General features: G+C 71.0%; 16 protein-coding genes. 7 read left to right on the top strand and 9 right to left on the bottom strand.

Annotation, left to right across the window (positions count from 1 at the left end):
• Positions 1-81: 81 nt before the first annotated feature.
• Entirely contained in the window at positions 82-933 is an 852-nt protein-coding gene (locus AAC944_RS32430; RefSeq protein WP_030609314.1) for an SDR family oxidoreductase, read from the bottom strand.
• 101 nt (positions 934-1,034) lie between these two features.
• Between AAC944_RS32430 and AAC944_RS32435 the strand changes: the two genes are divergently transcribed.
• Positions 1,035-1,610 carry a TetR/AcrR family transcriptional regulator gene (locus AAC944_RS32435; RefSeq protein WP_030609312.1) on the top strand — a complete coding sequence of 192 codons (576 nt, stop codon included), beginning with the start codon at positions 1,035-1,037 and terminating at the stop codon, positions 1,608-1,610.
• 543 nt (positions 1,611-2,153) lie between these two features.
• Here the strand turns inward: AAC944_RS32435 and aspA are convergent.
• The 4 genes from aspA to AAC944_RS32455 all read right to left on the bottom strand — a co-directional run bounded on the left by aspA (position 2,154) and on the right by AAC944_RS32455 (position 7,040).
• Positions 2,154-3,563 carry an aspartate ammonia-lyase gene (gene aspA / locus AAC944_RS32440; protein WP_030609311.1) on the bottom strand — a complete coding sequence of 470 codons (1,410 nt, stop codon included), beginning with the start codon at positions 3,561-3,563 and terminating at the stop codon, positions 2,154-2,156.
• Between the two features lie 107 nt (positions 3,564-3,670).
• Positions 3,671-4,744 carry an asparaginase gene (locus tag AAC944_RS32445; protein WP_030609308.1) on the bottom strand — a complete coding sequence of 358 codons (1,074 nt, stop codon included), beginning with the start codon at positions 4,742-4,744 and terminating at the stop codon, positions 3,671-3,673.
• A 146-nt stretch (positions 4,745-4,890) separates the two neighbouring features.
• The gene (locus AAC944_RS32450; protein WP_030609305.1) at positions 4,891-6,366 is read right to left on the bottom strand and encodes an amino acid permease; all 1,476 of its coding nucleotides are present in this window, start codon (positions 6,364-6,366) and stop codon (positions 4,891-4,893) included.
• A complete protein-coding gene (locus AAC944_RS32455) occupies positions 6,363-7,040 on the bottom strand; it encodes a FadR/GntR family transcriptional regulator (RefSeq protein WP_030609304.1) in 678 nt (225 codons plus the stop codon). Before AAC944_RS32455 ends, AAC944_RS32450 begins: the two co-directional genes overlap by 4 nt.
• Before the next feature lie 353 nt (positions 7,041-7,393).
• Here AAC944_RS32455 and AAC944_RS32460 point away from each other — a divergent pair, with 353 nt between their 5' ends.
• Positions 7,394-7,924, top strand: a complete 531-nt coding sequence (locus AAC944_RS32460) for a hypothetical protein (protein WP_196942824.1) — start codon at positions 7,394-7,396, stop codon at positions 7,922-7,924.
• A gap of 198 nt (positions 7,925-8,122) precedes the next feature.
• On the opposite strand, the gene ctaD is transcribed toward AAC944_RS32460, so the two are convergent.
• Positions 8,123-9,859, bottom strand: a complete 1,737-nt coding sequence (ctaD, locus tag AAC944_RS32465; protein WP_030609299.1) for an aa3-type cytochrome oxidase subunit I — start codon at positions 9,857-9,859, stop codon at positions 8,123-8,125.
• 422 nt (positions 9,860-10,281) lie between these two features.
• On the bottom strand, positions 10,282-10,593 hold the full coding sequence (locus AAC944_RS32470; protein WP_196942812.1) for a hypothetical protein: 312 nt from the start codon (positions 10,591-10,593) through the stop codon (positions 10,282-10,284).
• A 126-nt stretch (positions 10,594-10,719) separates the two neighbouring features.
• On the opposite strand from AAC944_RS32470, the gene AAC944_RS32475 reads away from it, so the two are divergent.
• The 5 genes from AAC944_RS32475 (at position 10,720) to AAC944_RS32495 (ending at position 18,612) form a co-directional block, all read left to right on the top strand.
• Complete coding sequence (locus AAC944_RS32475; RefSeq protein ID WP_051871456.1) at positions 10,720-10,923, top strand: 3-isopropylmalate dehydratase small subunit; 204 nt, start codon at positions 10,720-10,722, stop codon at positions 10,921-10,923.
• Between the two features lie 79 nt (positions 10,924-11,002).
• Positions 11,003-11,224 (top strand): 3-isopropylmalate dehydratase small subunit, encoded by a 222-nt coding sequence (locus AAC944_RS32480; RefSeq protein ID WP_051871455.1) that lies wholly within the window; start codon positions 11,003-11,005, stop codon positions 11,222-11,224.
• A gap of 235 nt (positions 11,225-11,459) precedes the next feature.
• Positions 11,460-12,044: a sigma-70 family RNA polymerase sigma factor gene (locus AAC944_RS32485; RefSeq protein ID WP_063759875.1), complete on the top strand. Its 585-nt coding sequence runs from the start codon at positions 11,460-11,462 to the stop codon at positions 12,042-12,044.
• Complete coding sequence (locus tag AAC944_RS32490) at positions 12,041-13,846, top strand: hypothetical protein (protein WP_196942810.1); 1,806 nt, start codon at positions 12,041-12,043, stop codon at positions 13,844-13,846. The genes AAC944_RS32485 and AAC944_RS32490 overlap by 4 nt, the downstream gene beginning before the upstream one ends.
• Positions 13,843-18,612: an FtsK/SpoIIIE domain-containing protein gene (locus AAC944_RS32495; RefSeq protein WP_030609288.1), complete on the top strand. Its 4,770-nt coding sequence runs from the start codon at positions 13,843-13,845 to the stop codon at positions 18,610-18,612. Before AAC944_RS32490 ends, AAC944_RS32495 begins: the two co-directional genes overlap by 4 nt.
• Positions 18,613-18,743: 131 nt before the next feature.
• Here AAC944_RS32495 and AAC944_RS32500 read toward each other — a convergent pair whose 3' ends face one another.
• Both AAC944_RS32500 and AAC944_RS32505 read right to left on the bottom strand, forming a co-directional pair.
• Complete coding sequence (locus tag AAC944_RS32500) at positions 18,744-19,052, bottom strand: hypothetical protein (RefSeq protein ID WP_030609285.1); 309 nt, start codon at positions 19,050-19,052, stop codon at positions 18,744-18,746.
• 82 nt (positions 19,053-19,134) lie between these two features.
• On the bottom strand, positions 19,135-20,145 hold the full coding sequence (locus AAC944_RS32505; RefSeq protein ID WP_030609282.1) for a hypothetical protein: 1,011 nt from the start codon (positions 20,143-20,145) through the stop codon (positions 19,135-19,137).
• Positions 20,146-20,324 lie beyond the last annotated feature (179 nt).

The following is a 20,324-nucleotide window of genomic DNA, read 5'->3' on the forward strand; positions in this document are numbered from 1 at the left end:
CTTGGTCGAAAACCCATCTACCAGGGGCTTCACCTGTCTGTAAGCTCAACTGCCCACCCGAACCGTCAGGTTGGAAAGGGCTCAGTGGGTGAAGGCGACAGATTCAGCGAGATCCTTCTGAGTCTCGAGCACGGTGAGACGTTCGGTGAGTGCCGCGTGGATTGCGCTATAGGTGTCGGAGCCGAGAGTCAGGCGCAGTGGCGGGCTCGGGTGGCGGGTGGTGTCGTAAATGGCGGCAGCGAGCTTGGCCGGGTCGCCGGTGAAGACGCTCTCGTCTGCGGTTTCCAGGTAGTGCCGGGTCTGGCCGACGGCATTGTCACGGTAGACGGCCGTTTCGGTGGTGTATTGCAGGGCCAAAGCGAAGCCGGTGCGGGTGGCGCCGGGCTCGACCAGAGTGAAGTGGATGTTGAAGTCGGAGACCTCGCGGCTGACGCTCTCGGTGAAGCCCTCCAGTCCCCACTTGCCCGCGTGATAGGAGCTGTGGGTGGGGATGCCGACCTGGCCGCCCACGCTGGAGATCTGGATGATCCGGCCACCGCCCTGCTCACGCATCGGCTGCAGGAAGGCGCGGGTGATCATCATCGGCGCGAGCAGGAGGACCTCGATCTGGTCGCGAATCTGCTCGATGGTCATTTCCTCCGCGGCGCCCACAACCGCGTATCCGGCATTGTTGACCACAATGTCCACCGGCCCGGACCGGAGAGTCCTGCCGACCACTTTGTCCACGTCGGCCGGCCGCGTGAGGTCGAGGATCTCGACAGTCAGCCGGTCGCCGTACGTCTTGCGCAGGTCTTCCAGAGCTGCCGGGCGGCGGACCGTCGCCGTAACGCGGTCGCCGTTCCGGAGGGCGTGCTCGGTGAGATGGCGGCCCAGCCCACCGGAGGCTCCGGTGACGAACCAATGACGTGAAGCCTTGTCGGAGGGAGCGGGCACGGGGGTCTCCTGAAGTAGAGTGGTACCGGAATCCGTTCCGCTTAGAGTTAAGCGGAACGAGTTCCGGAAAGCAACTGGAGACTGACGCCGAAGGAACCCGCATGCCCGCCACGCCCCGCCGCACCAGGAGTGACGCGCTGCAGAACCGGGAGCGCTTGCTCGAGGTCGCTGCGCAGGCTTTCGCCGAGCAGGGGCTGGACACCTCGCCTGCCGCCATTGCCAAGCAGGCGGGCGTCGGTGTTGGCACGCTCTACCGGCACTTCCCGACTCGGGAAGTTCTCATCGACGCCGCTTACCGGCGCCAACTCACCCAGGTGTGCGAGAAGGTGAACGACCTTCTCACCCAGTACCCGGCCGCCGAGGCCACCCGGATGTGGATGGAACACTTCATCCACTACGCCACGGCCAAGAGCGGGATGTCCGAAGCCCTCAACGCTGTCATCGCCTCCGGCATCGATCCATACTCGGACAGCCGCGCGCTCCTTACCGACGCTGTTGCCACCCTCCTCGCGGCCGGCGCCCGAGACGGAAGCCTGCGACCGGATGTCGCCCCGGACGATGTCCTACTCCTCATGGGTGGCATCGCCTATTCCGTGCAGCACGGAACCAAAGAGCAAGCCCGTGCGCTCATCGACCTCTTCATGGACGCGCTGACCAAGGACTCGACCGCGAGTTGAATCCGAGCTCCCGGACCGGCACGCCAACGCGAGCGCAGCCACGGTCAATTCATCGAGTGGCTCTGTCGGCACTCACGAGGTTCTGGACACATGCCGCGCACCGTTTCGAGCGCATTTCGTTAGGACTTCTTAGGGCGGCGGCCTTCAGCCGGGCGCGCTGCTGTCGGCGAACTCGGTCCGATGTTGTCGCCGCGTCGGCGCCCTTCTGACAGTCCAGTCTCCGCAGGGGGCAGGGTCGTTCTCGGAGGCGTTCACGGAAGCCGGTTACTTGAACATGTTCGTTACCGCCGGTGAGGGCGCGCTCATCCATCCCATGACGTACCGGATCGAGCCGGTCTGGCGAGGGGCACGGCGGGTGGCGGCTCACATGGGACGCCGAGTGGGGCCGGCCGCCTTGGGGCGGTGGTTGGTCGGAAGGCAGCGACAGGGGGGCGGGTCGGCCGGGCGACGTCCGTACTGCCGGGCGCCGCCCGGCCCTGCTTCAGGTCAGACCGGTCCTGCCGGGCGTCGCACGGTTCTGCTTCAGGCCGGACCGGTTCTGCTTCAGGTCAGAGGGGAGCCGTTGCCTGCGACGGCCTCGGGGCGCAGCAGGGCGGCGAGCTTGTCGGCAGGGAGCAATCCCTTCTCCAGGACGAGTTCGGCCACGCCGCGGCCGCTGGCGAGGGCCTCCTTGGCGATGTCGGTGGCGGCCGCGTATCCGATGTGCGGGTTGAGGGCGGTCACCAGGCCGATGGAGTTCTCGACGGTCGCGCGCAGCGCTTCCGTGTTGGCGGTGATGCCTGCCACGCAGCGTTCGGCGAGGGTGAGGCAGGCGGCGCGCAAGTGGGTGAGGGACTCCGAGAGGGAGTGCAGGATGATCGGTTCGAAGGCGTTGAGCTGGAGCTGTCCGGCTTCGGCGGCCATGGTGATGGTGACGTCGTTGCCGATCACCTCGAAGGCGACCTGGTTGACGACCTCGGGGATCACCGGGTTGACCTTGCCGGGCATGATGCTGGAACCGGCCTGGACCGGAGGCAGGTTGATCTCCGCGAGGCCCGCGCGCGGGCCGGAGGAGAGCAGGCGCAGGTCGTTGCAGCTCTTGGAGAGCTTGGCGGCGATGCGCTTGAGCACGCCGGACATCTGCACGAACGCGCCGCAGTCCTGAGTCGCCTCGACCAGGTTGGCGGCGGTGACGAGGGGCAGGCCGGTGATGTCGGCGAGGTGGCGGCGGGCCGACTCCGCGTATCCGGCGTGGGCGTTGAGGCCCGTGCCGATCGCGGTGGCGCCGAGGTTGATCTCGTGGATCAGCTCGACGGCCTCGGAGAGCCGGCTGCGGTCCTCGTCGAGCATCACGGCGTACGCCGAGAACTCCTGCCCGAGGGTCATGGGGACCGCGTCCTGAAGCTGAGTACGGCCCATCTTCAGCACGTCGCGGAACTCGACGGCCTTGGCGGCGAAGGCGTCCTGGAGGACGGCCATCGCCTTGAGCAGGCCGCGGACCGCGAACACCGTCGCGATCTTGACGGCGGTCGGGTAGACGTCGTTGGTGGACTGGCCGAGGTTGACGTCCTCGTTGGGGTGCAGGTGCTGGTACTGCCCCTTGGCGTACCCCAGCAGCTCCAGCGCACGGTTGGCGACGACTTCGTTGGCGTTCATGTTCGTCGAGGTGCCGGCGCCGCCCTGGATGACGTCGACGACGAACTGGTCGTGCAGCTTGCCGTCGCGGATCTCGCGGCAGGCGGCGACGATCGCGGCCGCCTTACGGGGCTCCAGCAGACCGAGTTCCTCGTTGGCGAGCGCTGCGGCTTCCTTGACGGTGGCCAGGGCGTCGATCAGGTGCGGGTAGGCGGAGATCGGGGTGCCCGTGATGGGAAAGTTCTCCGTGGCGCGCAGGGTGTGGACGCCCCAGTACGCGTCGGCGGGTATCTCCCGGTCTCCGAGCAGGTCGTGTTCGCTGCGGGTGGCGGCGGTCATGGGTGTGCGGGTCCTCTTCTTCGAGGTGGGTGAGTCGGGCTTGTGAGCTGGCTGACGCAGCCTGGTGAGGTGGCCGAGCCAGGTGCTTGACCTGCGTCGGGTCAGGGTCACGCGGGGGCGGCGACGGCCTGGGCGTCCAGCGCGGGGACCGGTCGTACGCCGCCGACGGGCCGGCCGCCGCCGAGCATCGGCTCCCCGGCGAACGCGGTGAGCAGTTCCGGATCGACGCCCGCCCGTGCCAGGGCGGCAGCGGCGACGGGGATGCGCGCCCGGTTCGCCCCGTCGGCGATCTTCACGGCGATGGCGCTGCCGTCCGGCAGCGCGGCGACCTGGACACCCTCGAAGCCGTCCTTGGCCAGCAGGCCGGGAACCGCGCGCATCAGCGCGGCGACGTCCCGTCCGGCGCCGGAGGCCATCTCGGGGTGCGCGCGCATGGCGTCCGCCACGCGTGCCTCGGGGGTGCCGGGCGCGGCGGTGGTGATGCGGGCGGCGGCGCGGGCGAGGCCGTGCAGGGAGACGGCGAACAGCGGGGCGCCGCAGCCGTCGACGGTGACCTGCGCGATGCGCTGCCCTGTGAGGTCCTCGACGGTCTCGGCGATCGCTGTCTGCAGCGGGTGGTCGGGGGCGAGGTAACTCTCCAGCGGCCAGCCGTTGAGCAGGCAGGTGTGGAGCATCGCGGCGTGCTTGCCGGAGCAGTTCTGGGCGAGCCGGGAGGCCGGGCGGTGCGTGCGGACCCAGACGTCGCGGACGGCAGGGTCGTACGGCAGGTCCGGGACGTTGCGCAGGTCGTCCTCGGTGGCGCCGGCGAGATCGAGGATCCGCCGGGCTCCGGCGAGGTGGCGTTCCTCGCCGGAGTGGCTGGCCGCGGCGAGGGAGAGCAGTTCGCCGTCGAGCGGGAGCCCGGCCCGCACCATGGCGACGGCCTGGACGGGCTTGAGCGCCGAGCGCGGGTAGCAGGCGGCTTCCGTGTCGCCGAGTTGGAAGCGGATCTCGCCGTCGGCGCCGAGGACGACGACGGAGCCGTAGTGGATGCCCTCGATCAGCCCGCCACGGAGGACGTGGGCGACGGGTGCGTGGCGGGGTTCGCGGAGGGCGGGTGCCGGCGCGAGGGACCGTGCGTCCGTGTCGGATGCATCCGTGTGGGACGCGTCGGCGAAGGAACGATTCTGCGGGTGGTGCATCTGTATCTCTCTCGACCAGGGGTAGGTCGTCGTCTCTTCCGGCCAGGGGTAGGTCGTCGTCTCTCCCGACCAGGAGTGGGTCGTCGTCTCTCCCGACGAGTGGTGGGTCGTCGTGGACGGTGGGCCGTCGTGGGCCGGTATGCGGGTCACGCGTCGGTCCCGGTGGAGGTGCGCCCGATACGGCCGCGGATGCCGTACCAGCCCGCGACCAGCGCTGCGATGATCAGCGGCAGGCACAGCACGGTGGTGCGGCCGGCGCCGCCGTCGGCGTACATGAGGACCAGGACGGAGGCGAGGAAGGCCAGCGTCAGGAGTTCGGTCCAGGGGGACCCCGGCAGCCGGAAGCCGGGGCGGGTCAGCTCGCCCTTCCGGGTCTTCCGCCAGAAGAGCAGATGACAGATCATGATCATGCCCCAGGTGGCGAGGATGCCGAGCGCCGCGAAGTTGAGCACGATCTCGAACGCGTCGGCGGGGACCACGTAGTTGAGGCCGACGCCGAGGACGCAGATCCCGCTGGTGAGCAGGATGCCGCCGTACGGCACCTGGCTGCGGCTCATCCGGGCGGTGAACCGCGGCGCCGAACCGCTGACGGCCATGGAGCGCAGGATGCGCCCGGTGGAGTACAGGCCGGAGTTGAGCGAGGACATGGCCGCGGTGAGCACGACGAGGTTCATCACGCCGCCGGCCGCCGGAACGCCGATGCGGGACAGTACGGTCACGAAGGGGCTCTCGTCGGCGCTGTACGCGGTCCAGGGCAGCAGCATCGACAGCAGGACGACCGAGCCGACGTAGAAGACGCCCACCCGCCACATGATCGAGTTGATCGCCTTCGGCATGATCTTCTCGGGGTTCTCGGTCTCCCCGGCCGCGACGCCGACCAGCTCGACGGAGGCGTACGCGAAGACGACACCCTGGATGATCAGCAGCATGGGCAGCAGGCCGCCGGGGAAGATGCCGCCGTGGTCGGTGATCAGGGAGGGGCCGGGCGTGGTGCCGTCCACCGGCTGCTGGGTGACCAGCAGGAAGATGCCGATACACATGAAGATCACCAGTGCGCCGACCTTGACGATGGCGAACCAGAACTCCAGTTCGCCGAAGATCCGCACCGAGATGAGGTTCACGGTGAGGACCACGGCCAGGGCGATGAGGGCGATCACCCACTGCGGAATGTCGGAGAACATGCCCCAGTAGTGGGTGTAGGTGGCCACGGCGGTGATGTCGGCGATGCCGGTGGTCGCCCAGTTGAGGAAGTACATCCAGCCCGCGGTGTACGCGCCCTTCTCGCCCATGAACTCCCGGGCGTACGACACGAAGGCGCCGGAGGACGGGCGGTACAGGACCAGTTCGCCGAGGGCCCGTACGACGAGGAAGGCGAAGAGGCCGCAGACGGCGTACGCGAGGAACAGGGAGGGCCCCGCGTCGGCGAGCCGGCCGCCGGCGCCGAGGAAGAGGCCGGTGCCGATGGCGCCGCCGATGGCGATCATGTTGACGTGCCGGGACTTCAGGGACTTGCTGTACCCCGCGTCTCCGGCGTCGATGTGGCCGGATGAGGTGTGGGACGTGTGGTCGGACGTGTGGCCGGACGAGGGGCGCGTCTCGCCTTTGAGATGCTGTTCGCTCACGCCTCGGGTCTGCCTTCCGTAGGTATGTCCGTACGTGTGGGGCGCACGATGTCGGTGAGGGTGGTGTCGACGCGGTCGAGATGGTGGGACATGGCCGCCACCGCGTCCTGCTCGGAACCGTCGATCAGCGCCTCGACGATCGCCCGGTGCTCCTGGTTGGACCGCTCGCGCCGGCCGCCCAGGTTGTTGAGGAACGCCGACTGGCGCGCCAGCGCGTCGCGGATCTCCTCGATGACCCGGCGGAAGACCGGGTTCTGGGCCGCCTCGGCCACGGCGAGGTGGAAGAGGCTGTCCATCGCGACCCACGCGGTGGTGTCCGTCTCCCGTTCCATCCGGTCGAGGAGGTGGGAGAGGTGGTCCAGATTTTCCGGGGTGCGGCGCAGTGCCGCGTACCCGGCGACCGGAATCTCGATGTGGCGGCGTACCTCCAGCAGGTCGCTGGCCGCGTAGTCGCCGAAGGTGGGGTCCTCGACGGTGGTCGCGACCACGAAGGTGCCCCTGCCGGTCCTGGAGACGGTCAGGCCCATGGTCTGCAGGGCCCGGAGGGCCTCGCGCAGCACGGGCCGGCTGACCTCCAGAGTGCGGCACAGCTCCGCTTCGGAGGGAAGCTTGTCACCGATGGCGTAGTCGCCGCGTTCGATGGCGCCGCGGAGGTGGGCGAGCACCGCTTCCATCGCGCTGACGCGCCGCGGTATCGGACCGCCTGTCTGGCTGTCTGACAGGTTCATGCGAGTGATCCTGCGGGTTACGCGACGGTGGTGTCAAGAGTCGGAGCCCCGGTAAGGAAGCGGGAAAGGATGAGAAGCTACAGGTCACGCGTCTCGGGCGAGGCTCGTACCCGGTTCTCGGCCGGGCCCGCCGGTAGGGGCGGGTATGCGCTGCGGTAGCGGGCGTCGGTGCGCTCCGGCTCGCTCTCCGTCCCGGTCCGCACGGCTGTCCGTCCCCTTGGGGGAACCGGCCGCCCAGTGGGGTGTTTGTTCTGGTTTTCCCGCTTGTCGTCGCGGGGCTGGGTACTCGTGACGGCGTGATGAAACGAGCGGTGTGGCAGGGATTGCTGGCCGGTGCGGCCGGTGCGGTGGTCATGACGATGGGCGAGAAGCTGGAGCAGCGGCTGACGGGCCGGCCGGACTCTCACGTGCCGGCGCGAACCCTGGAACGCGTGACGGGTAGGGCGGAGCGGCCGGGGAAGCAGCCGGTGCCGGTGAACTGGGTCATGCACTTCGGGCAGGGGGCCCTGCTCGGTGTGGTGCGGTCGGTCATGGCGCACGCCGGGCTGCGGGGCCCGTGGTCCTCGGCGAAGTTCGCCGTGGTACGGCTGACCAACGACCAGATCCTGGAGAACGCCACCGGGGTGGGGGCTCCGCCGCCGACCTGGCCACGGAAGGAACTGGCGGTGGACCTGCTGCACAAGAGTGTGTACGCGTTCGCCACCGGCGCCGTCGCCGACGCCCTGGCCGCCCGCTCGGGCCCTGGCCCGGGGCAGCGGCATGCCGCGATGCGCCCGGGCCGTACCTCCGACGTCGGGCCCGTTCCGCGCACGGACGCCTGGAGCGGGTGAGGCGTCCTCACCCGCTCGCCGGTACCCAGTGCCCCCGGTACCGCGAGTGCCCCGGTACCGCCGGTACCGCTAGTACCGGCGGTACCGCCCAGTACGCAGGAGAGTACGGCCACCGCGATGCGGGTCACGGTTGTGGTGAGGCACAGCGGACGCCGGTGGTGACGTCCTCCGCGTGGCCCGACCTGGCGCCGGAGAAGGTCATGGCTTCTCCGGGTCACCGGAGGGGGAGCGGGGTGCTTCCTCGGCCTTGTCCAGGACGTCCCGCCCTTCGGAGGCCGTCACAGCCGCGTCCAGGGCGGCGATGTCGGGGTGGTGCAGGTCGAAGGCGGGGGATTCGGAGCGGATGCGGGGCAGGGTGCAGAAGTTGTGCCGGGGCGGCGGGCAGGAGGTGGCCCACTCCAGTGAGCGGCCGTAGCCCCAGGGATCGTCCGTGTCGACCTTCTTGCCGTACTTGGCGGTCTTCCACACGTTGTACAGGAACGGCAGGGTCGACAGGCCGAGGAGGAAGGCGCCGATCGAGGAGAGGGTGTTCAGCGCGGTGAAGCCGTCGGCGGCCAGGTAGTCGGCGTAACGCCGCGGCATGCCTTCCGCCCCGAGCCAGTGCTGGATCAGGAAGGTGGCGTGGAAGCCGAGGAACAGCGTCCAGAAGTGGATTTTGCCGATGCGCTCGTCGAGCATCGTGCCGGTCATCTTCGGCCACCAGAAGTAGAAGCCGCCGAACATCGCGAACACGATGGTGCCGAAGAGCACGTAGTGGAAGTGCGCGACGACGAAGTACGTGTCGGTGACGTGGAAGTCCAGCGGCGGCGAGGCCAGCAGGACGCCGGTCAGCCCGCCGAAGAGGAAGGTGACGAGGAAGCCGACCGCCCACAGCATCGGCGTCTCGAACGACAGCGAGCCCCGCCACATCGTGCCGATCCAGTTGAAGAACTTCACCCCGGTCGGAATGGCGATCAGGAAGGACATGAAGGCGAAGAAGGGCAGCAGGACGGCCCCCGTGGCGAACATGTGGTGGGCCCATACGGTGACGGACAGGCCGGTGATGGCGATCGTGGCGCCGATGAGCCCGACGTAACCGAAGATGGGTTTGCGCGCGAACACCGGGATGATCTCAGTGACCACACCGAAGAACGGCAGCGCCAGGATGTAGACCTCGGGATGGCCGAAGAACCAGAACAGGTGCTGCCACAGCAGGGAGCCGCCGTTGGCCGGATCGAAGACGTGCGAGCCGAAGCGCCGGTCCGCCTCCAGCACGAGCAGCGCGGCGGCCAGCACGGGGAAGGCCAGCAGCACCAGGACGCTGGTCAGCAGCACGTTCCAGGTGAAGATCGGCATCCGGAACATCGTCATGCCCGGAGCGCGCATGCAGATGATGGTGGTGATGAAGTTGACGGCACCGAGGATGGTGCCGAAGCCGGACAGTGCCAGGCCCATGATCCACATGTCGGCGCCGACGCTGGGGCTGCGTTCGTGCCGACTGAGCGGGGTGTAGGCGGTCCAGCCGAAGTCGGCGGTGCCGTTGCTGGTGAGCAGCCCTGCCATGACGATGAGGCCGCCGAACGCGAAGAGCCAGTAGGACAGCATGTTCAGCCGCGGGAAGGCCACATCCGGTGAGCCGATCTGCAACGGCATGATCGCGTTGGCGAAGCCGGCGAAGGTCGGGGTGGCGAACAGCAGCAGCATGACGGTGCCGTGCAGGGTGAACGCCTGGTTGTACTGCTCGTTGGAGAGGATCTGCAGGCCGGGGCGGGCGAGTTCGGCCCGGATGACCATGGCCAGCAGGCCGCCGATCAGGAAGAAGAGGAAGGAAGTGATCAGGTACAGGTGGCCGATCTTCTTGTGATCGGTGGTCGTCAGCCAGCTCACCACCACCTGGCCCCGGCTGAGCTTCCTATGGGCCGGTACGGGAGACACCGGCTCGGAAACAGTCGTCATGGTGTGTTCCTGTCTTGAACCTGTCTCGAACCTGTTTTGGACCTGCTCGAAAGAGACGTGAACCTGCTTGAAAGAGACGTGAACCTGCTTGAGAGAGACCGCGAAGGAGCGACGAACCTGACGGGAGAGGTGCTCCACACGAGCGCGCCGTGCCGCGCCCCGTGGCAGTGCTCACCGGTCGCAGGCGTGAAGGCCGGTCGGCCCGCGGCCGGTGGTGGCGTACCGCGACGAGCGAGTGTCCGCCGCCGCGCGGCCCAATCCTCGGATGAGCCGTTACCGCCAGGGAGTTGCGCCACTTCTCAACACGGTCGGCGTGTGGGTCATCGAGCGGCCGGACGACTCCCATGACACTGGCCGGCGCCTACGACGGACGGCCCGTCCTCCGGCGGAGCCGTGCCGGGGCTGTGCACCGTCAGAGGACGTCACATTGTTGCGCAGCGTCCCGCTGTTGCGCGCCCGCTCGCCGCCGGTCCTGTCGGCCGGCCGCCCACCACGCCGCCAGCCAGCCGATTTCCATGGCCGCGTCCAACAGGTACGTGGCGCGAATCCGCCCCGCGCGGCACGTCGTACAGGTCCACGGCCAGGTAGGCCAGAGCGGCGCCGATGCCGAGGGCGCGTGCCTGGGCCATGCCCTGTTCGGTCGCCGGGGCGCGCAGCAGGCCCACGCCGGTGGCCGCGAACTGTCCCGCGCCGGCCTTCTGCAACCAGTCATCACGCTTCGGGCCGAATACCATTCGAAGCTGTGCAGATGTACCAGCGGCCAGACCCCGCCCACGATGTTGAACGCTCCCTGAGCGCGGGCCACCCGCAACCGGTTCGCCACGCGGTCCTGCGCCCTGCTGCCGGCCCCTGCCGTCCTGGTGTCGGTATCCGTCGCCCCGGCTCCCGTCCCGGCCGTCGACCGGCGCGACGACCCGGAGTTCATCCTCAGCCGCACTCCCTACGACTCCGCGACCATCCGGGTGGCCGGCAGTGACTTCGGGACCGGGTCCTCCAGGGACGGCGCGGTTCACGCGCTGGTCGACTACGGCTTCCGGGCCGTCATCGCCCCCCCGCTTCGGTGACATCTTCGCCGGAAATGCGTGCCGGAACGGGCTGTTCCCGGTCACCGTACCGGTCCCCGTCGTCGAGCAGCTCTGGGACGTGCTCGAACGTGACCCCGCCTGCCCCGGCACGGTCGACCTCCAGCAGTGCCGCATCAGCGCACACGGCATCGACGCCCCTTTCGGCTTTCCCGCCGACACCCGTCATCGATTCCTGGCCGGCCTCGGCGACATCGACCTGACGCTCCAGCACCGCGACGACGTCGTGCGCTGTGAAGCCCGGTGGCGGCCTGCCCTGCCCACCACGGCGCGACGCCGCTGACGGCTCCTGAGGACAGGATGGGGGCCTCAGGGCGCCCCCGTACAGCCAGTGTTTAAATGTTGAACTATGGGTCGCTGTGAGTAGGTTTGCGGTTGGCAAGGGGCGTCTGTTCACCCAGGGGTTTTGCCGCGTTCGGTGGGCGCTGATTAGGCTGGGGTGCGTGGTCACGGCAACCACTTGTTCCCCGCTCGGGGTACGGCCTGGCACCCCCGCACACCCCTGAGGCAGCGCATCGATGAGCGAACCGGCGATATCGGCCCCGGGGCCTGCTGCCGCCGGGCCGGGGCGCCCGTCCGCCGAGGAACGCATCACCGCACTTGTCCTGACGTACCGTCAGCCGTTGTTGCGGTATGTCACCGGCCTGCTGCCCGCCGACCCGCAGCGCGCGGAGGACGTCGTCCAGGAAACACTGTTGCGCGCCTGGCTGAAGAGTGCGGCCTCCCGCGCCCGCGGCGCCCGGCGCGAGACCGGGTGGGAACCGAGTCTGCCCTGGCTGTTCAAGGTCGCCCGTAACGTCGTGATCGACTGGAGTCGGCGTGACAGCTCCCGCCCCGCGGTGCCGACCGGGCTGCCGCCGGAGACGGCCGTTCTCACGGACGAGGTCGCGCGCGTCGTGGAGCGGACGCACGTCGTCGAGCTGCTCGCCCAACTGTCCCGCCCCCATCGAGAGGTTCTGGTGTACACATACCTGCTCGGCTGTTCCGGCCCCGATACGGCGCACGCCCTGGGCATTCCGTCCGGCACCGTGAAGTCCCGGCTGCACCACGCGATGCACCACCTGCGGCAGGCCGCCGCGCTCGCCGCGCGGGAGTGCGCGTGAGTCTCTCCAGCCACGCCGCGCCTTCGGGCGCGGCGGCCGTCGCGGCACCGGCGCAGTTCCCGGTACCGCTGGCCCTCGGCATGCCGGACCGCAACTCCTGGTTCATCCTCATCGGCTTCCTCGTCGCCCTGGTGCTGCTCGTCTGGCTCCTCGTCCGCACCGTGAGCAGGCAGGGCGGCTTCCGCCGTACCTGCCGCCGGATCGCGTGGGAGGCACGGATGACCGCACGGGCGTTCACCGCGCCGCTGCGCGCCTACCTGCGGCACCGGCGCTGCGCCCGGATGCTGGCCGGGTACTTCGCCGACCCGGCCGCCGGCGACGTGGTGCGGGCGGCCCTCGACCGCGCGGACGCGGACGCGGGGGAGGGCTGCTACGTGCCCGCCGTCCAGCTGTCCCAGGCCGGGGACCGCGTCCGCGTCGTCGTCGCGGGCCGCGACCCGGCCGGCTCCGCCGGGCCGGTGCTGCCCTGGACGGACGCGGCGGACGAGCCGGGGAAGTGGACCTGGACCGCGCCGGCCGATGCGGTACGGACGCGGCCTGCCGGCCTCGGCCGCGCCGTACGGCTGCCGCTCGTCCTGGGCGTGGACCGCAAGGCGCCGGGCGTCGTCCTCGTCGACTGGCTGCGCGGCCCCGCCGCGCTGGCCATCGAGGGCGACGCGCGGGTCGCCCGCGGCGCGCTCCAGGCGCTGGCCGCGCAGGTGGACCGGATGCCGGACGGGCCGCCGGTCCGGATCGCCTCCGGGGTGCACCCGCGATTCCCCGGGCGTTCGCTGGACGACATCCTCGCCGAACTGGCGACGGCGGGCCCTGACATCCCGGCCGAGGCGGTGCCGGTGGTGGTCTGCTGGGCACCGACGCCCGCGCAAGCGGCCCGGCTCGCGGAGCTGTGCGCGCGAGGACAGGCCCGCGTGCTGGCCGGCGGCCGGCTGCCGGGTGCCTGCTGGGTCCTGCACGCCGAGCCGGACGGCCGGCTGCTGGGGCCCGGGCCACAGGTGGACGTGGAATCGTCCGCACTCGGCCGGGCCGTGGCCCGCGCGGTACGGCGGGGATTCCCCGCGCCGCACTGTGTCCTGCCGGACGCCGGTACCGGGAGGGGCGCAGGCACGGATGCCGGTACCGGGAGGGGCGCAGGCACGGATGCCGGTACGGGGACGGGCGCAGGCACGGACACGAACACCGGGTCCGGTGTCCCGGCCGCCGGGCCCGTCCACGAAACCGCCCCGGCCAAGCCGGAACTCCGTAAGCCCGCGCCCGCACCGAACGGAACCGAGCCGGTACGCGAGCAGGTGACGGCCGCCGAGCCGGCCGCCCGGCCCGCCGAGGCAGCCCGCGCGGCGGACAGCGGTGCCGACGGCATGCCGCGCGGAGTCGTAGCCGCTCCCCACGACGCCGACTTCGACGATGCCGATTTCGACGATGCCGACTTCGATGAGCCCGCGCCGAGTGCGCCTGCTCCGGGGACGACTGCTTCGGCGGCCTCCGCCGTACCCGCTCCCGCGCTTCCCGCAGAGCGTCCGGACGCACCCGGGCGACCGGCCACCACGGCACCCGAATCCCGCACGGCCCACGGCGCGGCCGGCCCCGACCGCCCGGCCGACGCCGGTTCCGCCGTGGAGGACGGCTTCGACTTCACGGAACCGGACCTGGCCGAGCTCCGGGCAGCCGCACCCGCTTCCGGCCTGGCCGGGGTGTCCGCCGCCGACCGCTCCGCCGCCGACCGCTCCGCCGCCGACCGCTCCGATGCCGACTCCGACCCCGCCGCCTCCGGCGATCCCCAGGAACGGACTCCTCGTACCCCGTGAGACTCTTCGTCACCCTCGCTCCAGCCGCCCCGGAAACCTCCGCTCCGGACCGGTCCGGCTCCCCGCACCCCGCCCCCGAGCGGCGCGACCTGGTCCTGGACACCCCGGGCTCGACCACCGTCGGCGCACTGGCCGCACGCCTCGCCGGCGAGTCCCCGACCGGCGGCACGGCCCCCGCGCTCTTCCTCGACGGCCGTGAACTCCCCGCCGACCTGCCGCTGGCCGCCACCGGCATACGGGACGGTGCCACGCTCGGTCTCGGCGGTCCGGTACCGCCCGAGCCCGACGGCGGCTACGGGCCCGGCCGCGCCGACCTGCCGCCGCCGTCCCGTTCCGCCGACGGCGAGCGGCTGCCGCGCGCACCCCGCGTGGAACTCCAGCTGATCGGCGGGCGCGGTGCCGGCCGGGTCTGGCCCCTGGACTGCGGTACGCACACCGTCGGTCCGGAGGCGGGCAGTTCGGTACGGCTCGACGGCCGTGAGGTGCCTGCCGGCGGCATCCGCATCACCGTACGCGCGGACGGCACCGTCCTGCTGAACACCGACCCGGCGTCCGGCGGACCCGCGTCCGGCGGCGCGCCGGCGGACGGCGGCACAGGGGCCGGCCACCGCACCGGCGTACGCCTGTCCGTGCCCGAACCACCGCCCGCCCGGCCCCGCGCCGACGCCACCCCGCTGCCGCCCCCGCCGCCGCCCGAACTCCCCGACCCCTACGCCGACACGCACGCCCCCGTCCCCGACGGCTGGGTGGAGTGGCCGCTCGGCGGTGAGCTGCGGATGGGCGAGTACCTGCTGCGGGTGGCCGAGCCCACCGAGGCGGACGCCGCCGTGACCGCCTCCGAGGACGGCGCGTACCTGGACTTCAACCGGCCGCCGCGGATCGTGCCGCCGCTGGTGCCGGAGCGGTTCACGCTGCCCTCGCCGCCGGTGCCGCCGGCCCGGCGCACCATCCCGCTGCTGGTGGTGATCGCGCCGCTGTTCATGGGCGTCGGCATGGTCTTCTTCCTGCACTCGTACTTCTACTTGGTGTTCGCGGTCTTCAGTCCGGTGCTCGCCATCGGCAACTGGATCAGCGCCAAGCGGAGCGGCTGGCGCGACTTCCTGACCTCGGTCGCCAACTACCGTGCCCGGCGCGCCTCGCTGGAGGCGGACGTCAAGGACATGGTCGCGCGCGAGCGCGGCCTGCGGGTCGCCGCCGGACCCGACCCGGCCGCCGCCGGCATGTGGGCCGTCGGCCCCGGCGCCCGGCTGTGGGAACGCCGCCGCGGCGACTCCGACCACCTGCTGCTGCGCGTCGGCACCGTACGCCAGGCGTCGCTGCTGACGATCGAGGACGCCTCCCGCGAGGACAACCACCGCTCCGTCAACTGGCAGATCCCCGACATGCCGATCGGTGTGAACCTGGCCGGGGACGGTGTCGTCGGCATCTCGGGCGAGACGGACGCGGCCCGGGCGCTGGCCCGCTGGACCGTCGCGCAGGCCGCGATCCTGCACAGCCCGCGCGACGTCCGGATCACCGTGCTCACCGACGCGGCGGGCGCGCCCGCCTGGCAGTGGGTGCGCTGGCTGCCGCACGCCCGCCCCGGCGAGGGCGGCGTCGCCGCGCCGCCGTCCGGCGGACCCACCGTGACCATCGGCAACGACCCGGAGACGGTCGCCAACCGGGTCTCCGAACTGGTCTCCGCGATCCGCTCACGGGCCCGTTCGCGGGAGTCCGCGATGGGCGGCGCGCTGCTCGCCGAGCCCGACCTCGTCGTGGTGCTGGACGGCGCCCGGCGGCTGCGGGACGTGCCCGGCGTGGTGCAGGTCCTCAAGGAGGGCCCGGCCGTACGGGTGTTCCTGATCTGCCTCGACCAGGAGGAGCGGATGCTCCCCGAGGAGTGCGTCACCGTCTGCGCGGTCGGCGCCCGCGAGGTGACGCTGCGCCGTACCGGCAGTGCCGACATCACCGGCATCCGCCCCGACCTGGTGGACACCGGCTGGTGCGAGCGGATCGGCCGGGCCCTGGCCCCCGTACGCGACGTCACCCCGGACGGCTCGGACGGCCTGCCGGACCGCGTCAGGCTGCTGGACCTGCTCGGCCTGGAACCGCCGCGCGCCGCCGAACTGGCAGCGCGCTGGACCAAGCGCCCGGCCTCCACCGGCGTCCTGCTCGGCACCGGCTACACCGGGCCTGTCACCTTCGACCTGGTCAAGGACGGCCCGCACGGCCTGATCGCGGGCACCACCGGCGCCGGCAAGTCCGAACTCCTCCAGACGCTGGTGGCCTCCCTGGCGGCGGTCAACCGGCCGGACGAGATGACGTTCGTCCTCGTCGACTACAAGGGCGGCAGCGCCTTCGCCGGCTGCGAGCGGCTGCCGCACGTCCTCGGCATGGTCACCGACCTGGACAGCCACCTGGTCGAGCGGGCCCTGACCTCGCTGACCGCCGAACTGACCCGCCGCGAACGCATCCTGGCCGACGCGGGCGCCAAGGACCACACCGAGTACCGGGCGATGCGCCGCCGCGACCCCGCGCTGGCACCGCTGCCGAGGCTGCTGCTCATCATCGACGAGTTCGCCACCCTCGCCCGCGACGTCCCGGAGTTCGTACCGGGTCTGGTCGGCATCGCCCAGCGCGGCCGCTCGCTCGGCCTGCACCTGCTGCTCGCCACCCAGCGCCCGGCCGGTGTGGTCACCGCCGACATCCGCGCCAACACCAATCTGCGGATCTCGCTGCGCGTCACCGACGCCCTCGACAGTCAGGACGTCCTGGAGGTCAACGACGCGGTGAGCATCTCCAGCGACACCCCGGGCCGCGCCCTGGCCCGGATCGGGCACCGCTCGGTGCTCCCGTTCCAGACCGCCTTCGTCGGCGCCGTACGCGAGGACGGACAGGCCGCGGCCGCGGACAACGGCAAAACGGGCACCGGGGCAGACGCAGAGCACCGGGCCGACGTCTGGACCAGCGAACTGACCTGGTCGCTGCTGGGCCGTACGGCGGCCGAACCCGTCGAGGAGACCGCTGACCTCTTCGACGCCATCCAGGAGGCGATGGACCGCGCCGACGCGCCCACCGACCTGACGGCCCTGGTCGACGCGGTCCAGGAAGCCGCCGCTCAGCTGGAGATCGAGCGGCAACCCAGCCCCTGGCTGCCCGCGCTGCCGAACGCGGTGAGCCTGGCCGAACTGCCCGAGCGGCCCGACCCGGCCGACGGGCGCCTCGCGCCGGTCGTCTGGGGCCTGGCCGACCTGCCGGGCGCCCAGCGCCAGGAGCCCCTGGAACTGGACCTGAGCCGCTTCGGGCACCTGTACGTCCTGGGCACCCCGCGCTCCGGCCGCTCCCAGGTGCTGCGCACCATAGGCGGCGCGCTGGCCCAGCGGCACTCCAGCGCCGACGTGCACCTGTACGGCATCGACGCGGCCGGCGGCGCGCTGGCGGCGCTGTCCGAACTGCCGCACTGCGGCGCCGTCGTACCGCGCGCCGACCTGGAACGGCTGGGCCGCCTGCTGACCCGGCTGACCGCCGAGATGGGCGCGCGCCAGGAACTGCTCACCTCCCACGGCGCGGCCAACCTCACCGAACTGCGCGCCCTGCTGCCGCCCGCCGAACGCCCCGCCCACGTGGTCGTCCTGGTCGACGGCTGGGACTCGCTGGCCGCCCTGCTCGGCGAGCACGACGGCGGCCGGCCGATGCACGAGCTGACCGCGCTGATCCGCGAGGGCGCGCCGATGGGGCTGCACGTCGTCGCCACGTCCGAGCGGGCGCTGCTGACCGGCAAGGTCGCCTCGCTCAACGACGAGCGGCTGCTGCTCAGGCTGACCGACCGCAACGAGTACAGCCTGGCGGGCATCCCGCCGAAGCAGGTGCCGGCCGTCGTCCCGCAGGGCCGCGGCTGGCGCGGGGGCAGCGCCACCGAGGTGCAGGTCGCACTGCTCGGCGAACAGGCCCCTCAGGGACAGGGGGCCCCGGTCACCGGACGCGACCAGGCCGAGGCGCTCAAGCGGATCGGGGAGCGGGCCGCGCTGCGCGACCGCGACCTGCCCGCGGCGCGCCGCCCGGCGCGCGTCCTGAGCCTGCCCCGCCAGGTGTCGTTCACCGACGCGTACGAGAAGGTCCCGGCGGCCGACCGGCGTCCCCTGTGGGGACTGCTCGGCGTCGGCGGTGACGACCTGGGCGCCATCGGTGTGGACTTCGCGGCCGACGCGCCGTCCTTCCTCGTCAGCGGTCCGCCCGGCAGCGGCCGGTCCACCGCGCTCACCACGCTCGCGGTGTCGCTGCTGGCCGGCGGCACCCGGGTGGTCGCGCTCACGCCGCGTGAATCGCCGCTGCGGGGCCTGGCCCGGCACCCGCGGGCCGTGGTCATCCAGGACCCGGACCCGCTGGCCGACGAGGTGAGCGCGGCGCTGAACGCCGAACCGGGGCCCGCCGTGGTCCTGGTCGACGACGCCGACCTGCTCGCCCAGCTGCCCGCCTGCGACGCGGCGCTGCGGGAGGTCGCCACCACCGGCCGGGACCGCGGCATCGGACTGGTCGCCGCCGCCACCGCCGAGACGCTGACCTCGGCGGGCATCGGCTGGCTCGGCCTGGTACGGCGGGTACGCAAGGGCGTGCTGCTGTCGCCGCAGTCACCGGGCGAGGGCGACATCCTCGGCGTGCGGGTGCCGTACGACCTGCTGCGGGGCCGTCCGACGCCGGGCCGGGGCCTGACCGTCGACCCGGTGACCGGTGCGCTGGTGTCGGTGCTGGTGCCGGAGACGGTGCTGCGCGACGGCGACGCCGGCTGACCGGTCGCCCGTACATACGGCACATACGACGGTGCCCCGCCGCCGGACTTCTGGTCCGGTGGCGGGGCACCGTCGTGTCGTGCGGCCCGCGTCGTACGGTCCGCGTCGCGCGGCCCGTGTCGTGCGGCCCGTCAGCCGGCGTTCTTGGTGCCGGTCGCGATGTCCAGGTCCATCTTCTCGACGCTGTTCTTGATCTGGTTGAACTGGTTGGCGAAGGAGTTGATGCTCTCCACCGCCTTCTGCAGCGACGCGGTGAGGTTGCTGTAGGACTCCTTCAGCGCCGGGCTGCTCTGCTGCATGAACAGGCCGTTGTCCAGCAGACCCTCGACGGAGGTCTTGGTGCTCAGCAGCAGCGGGTTGATGTCGTTGACGGCCTGCTTCATCACGCCGGAGACGCGCTGGATCTCGTTGTAGTCGATGTTGATGTTGCCTGCGGGCATGGTGCTGACTCCCTGGGTCGGTAGGGGGATGGGTGGAACCCGGACGGGGCCCGGGGGCGCGTCGGGCCGAGGGCGGGGGCCGTCAGTCGTCGGACTCCTTCGGCGTCCAGCCGGTGTCCCCCTCGGCGTCGTCGCTGGTCCACTCCTCCGTCTTGCCGTCGGTCACCACGGTTTTGGTGCCGCTGCCGTCCTCGTTGACCTCGATGGTGGTGGTCACCTCGTGGCCGTCGAGATCGACGGAGGAGTGGGTGGTACCTGTCACCGTCTGCTCGTTGCCGTCCTCGTCGGGACCGACGGTGGTGTAGGTGGTCTTCGTGTCGCGGTGGCCGGTCTTCTGGTCGGTGACCGAAGTGGTGGTACCGGTGGTGGTGCTCTCGTTGCCGTCGGCGTCCTTCGTCTTGCTGGTGAAGTCGTCCGTGGTGGTCTTGTGCTCCGGCGTCTCGGTCGTCTTCGACGTGCCGGTGGTGTTCGTGACGCTGCCGAAGACGTCCGTCGAGGTCGAGTCGTACGTGCCGTCGGCGTGGTAGTTCGTGGTGTCGGTCGCCTTCAGGCCCGTGTTGGTCTCCATGGTCGTGGTGACCTTCGTCGGCTTGCCGTCCGGCCCGTACTCGTACGTCGTGGTGGTCTTGTTGCCGTGCCCGTCGTCGGTGGTCCACTCGTCCGGGCGCTCACCGGGCTTCTCGGGCTCCTCCGGCAGCATCGACGGGTCGAGGTCCGGGTACTCCTTCTTGGCCTTCTCGACCGATTCGTGCCAGGCGTTCCACTCGTCGTTGCGGGCGTTCCACAGGTCGGAGGCGATCGAGGCACTCTGCTTGGCGGCCTTGTTGGCCAGGTCGAAGTCCCAGTCGGCCCACTTCTTCGCCACGCCCTCGTAGAGGTTCTTGAGCTTCTCCAGCTTCTCCTCGGAGCGCTTGAAGGAGCCCTTCCACGTCGCGTAATACTTGCGGATCGCCGCGACCGCGACCTGGGTGCCGACCTCGTCGACCGAATACTCCTGCTTGCTCTCGCGGGCCTGCTTGACCTCGTCCTTGAGCTTGCCGGCCTTCTGCGCGACGTCGTTGAGCAGTTCGTAGTCAACGGCTATGTCGGTCACGGTCACACCCTTCGCGCGGTCGGAGATCGTTCCAGGTCTCTCCACTGGTCAAACGCAACGGAAAGCGAATCGGTTCACGTAAGTACCGGCGAAGTGGATCGAAGTGATGTCGTTCACACGGTGAACCGATCGGACCGCAGATACGTAAACGTAGGTGTGGTGCCCTCTGAGACCGGTGA

The organism is Streptomyces sclerotialus, assembly GCF_040907265.1.
Classification (GTDB): Bacteria; Actinomycetota; Actinomycetes; order Streptomycetales; family Streptomycetaceae; genus Streptomyces; species Streptomyces sclerotialus.

Coding starts and splice junctions, on each gene's coding strand:
- AAC944_RS32470 (WP_196942812.1), bottom strand. CDS start 10,593: ATGGTATTCGGCCCGAAGCGTGATGACTGGTTGCAGAAGGCCGGCGCG.
- AAC944_RS32445 (WP_030609308.1), bottom strand. CDS start 4,744: ATGCACCACCCGCAGAATCGTTCCTTCGCCGACGCGTCCCACACGGAT.
- aspA (WP_030609311.1), bottom strand. CDS start 3,563: ATGACCGCCGCCACCCGCAGCGAACACGACCTGCTCGGAGACCGGGAG.
- AAC944_RS32485 (WP_063759875.1), top strand. CDS start 11,460: ATGAGCGAACCGGCGATATCGGCCCCGGGGCCTGCTGCCGCCGGGCCG.
- AAC944_RS32460 (WP_196942824.1), top strand. CDS start 7,394: ATGAAACGAGCGGTGTGGCAGGGATTGCTGGCCGGTGCGGCCGGTGCG.
- AAC944_RS32455 (WP_030609304.1), bottom strand. CDS start 7,040: ATGGAAGCGGTGCTCGCCCACCTCCGCGGCGCCATCGAACGCGGCGAC.
- AAC944_RS32435 (WP_030609312.1), top strand. CDS start 1,035: ATGCCCGCCACGCCCCGCCGCACCAGGAGTGACGCGCTGCAGAACCGG.
- AAC944_RS32500 (WP_030609285.1), bottom strand. CDS start 19,052: ATGCCCGCAGGCAACATCAACATCGACTACAACGAGATCCAGCGCGTC.
- ctaD (WP_030609299.1), bottom strand. CDS start 9,859: ATGACGACTGTTTCCGAGCCGGTGTCTCCCGTACCGGCCCATAGGAAG.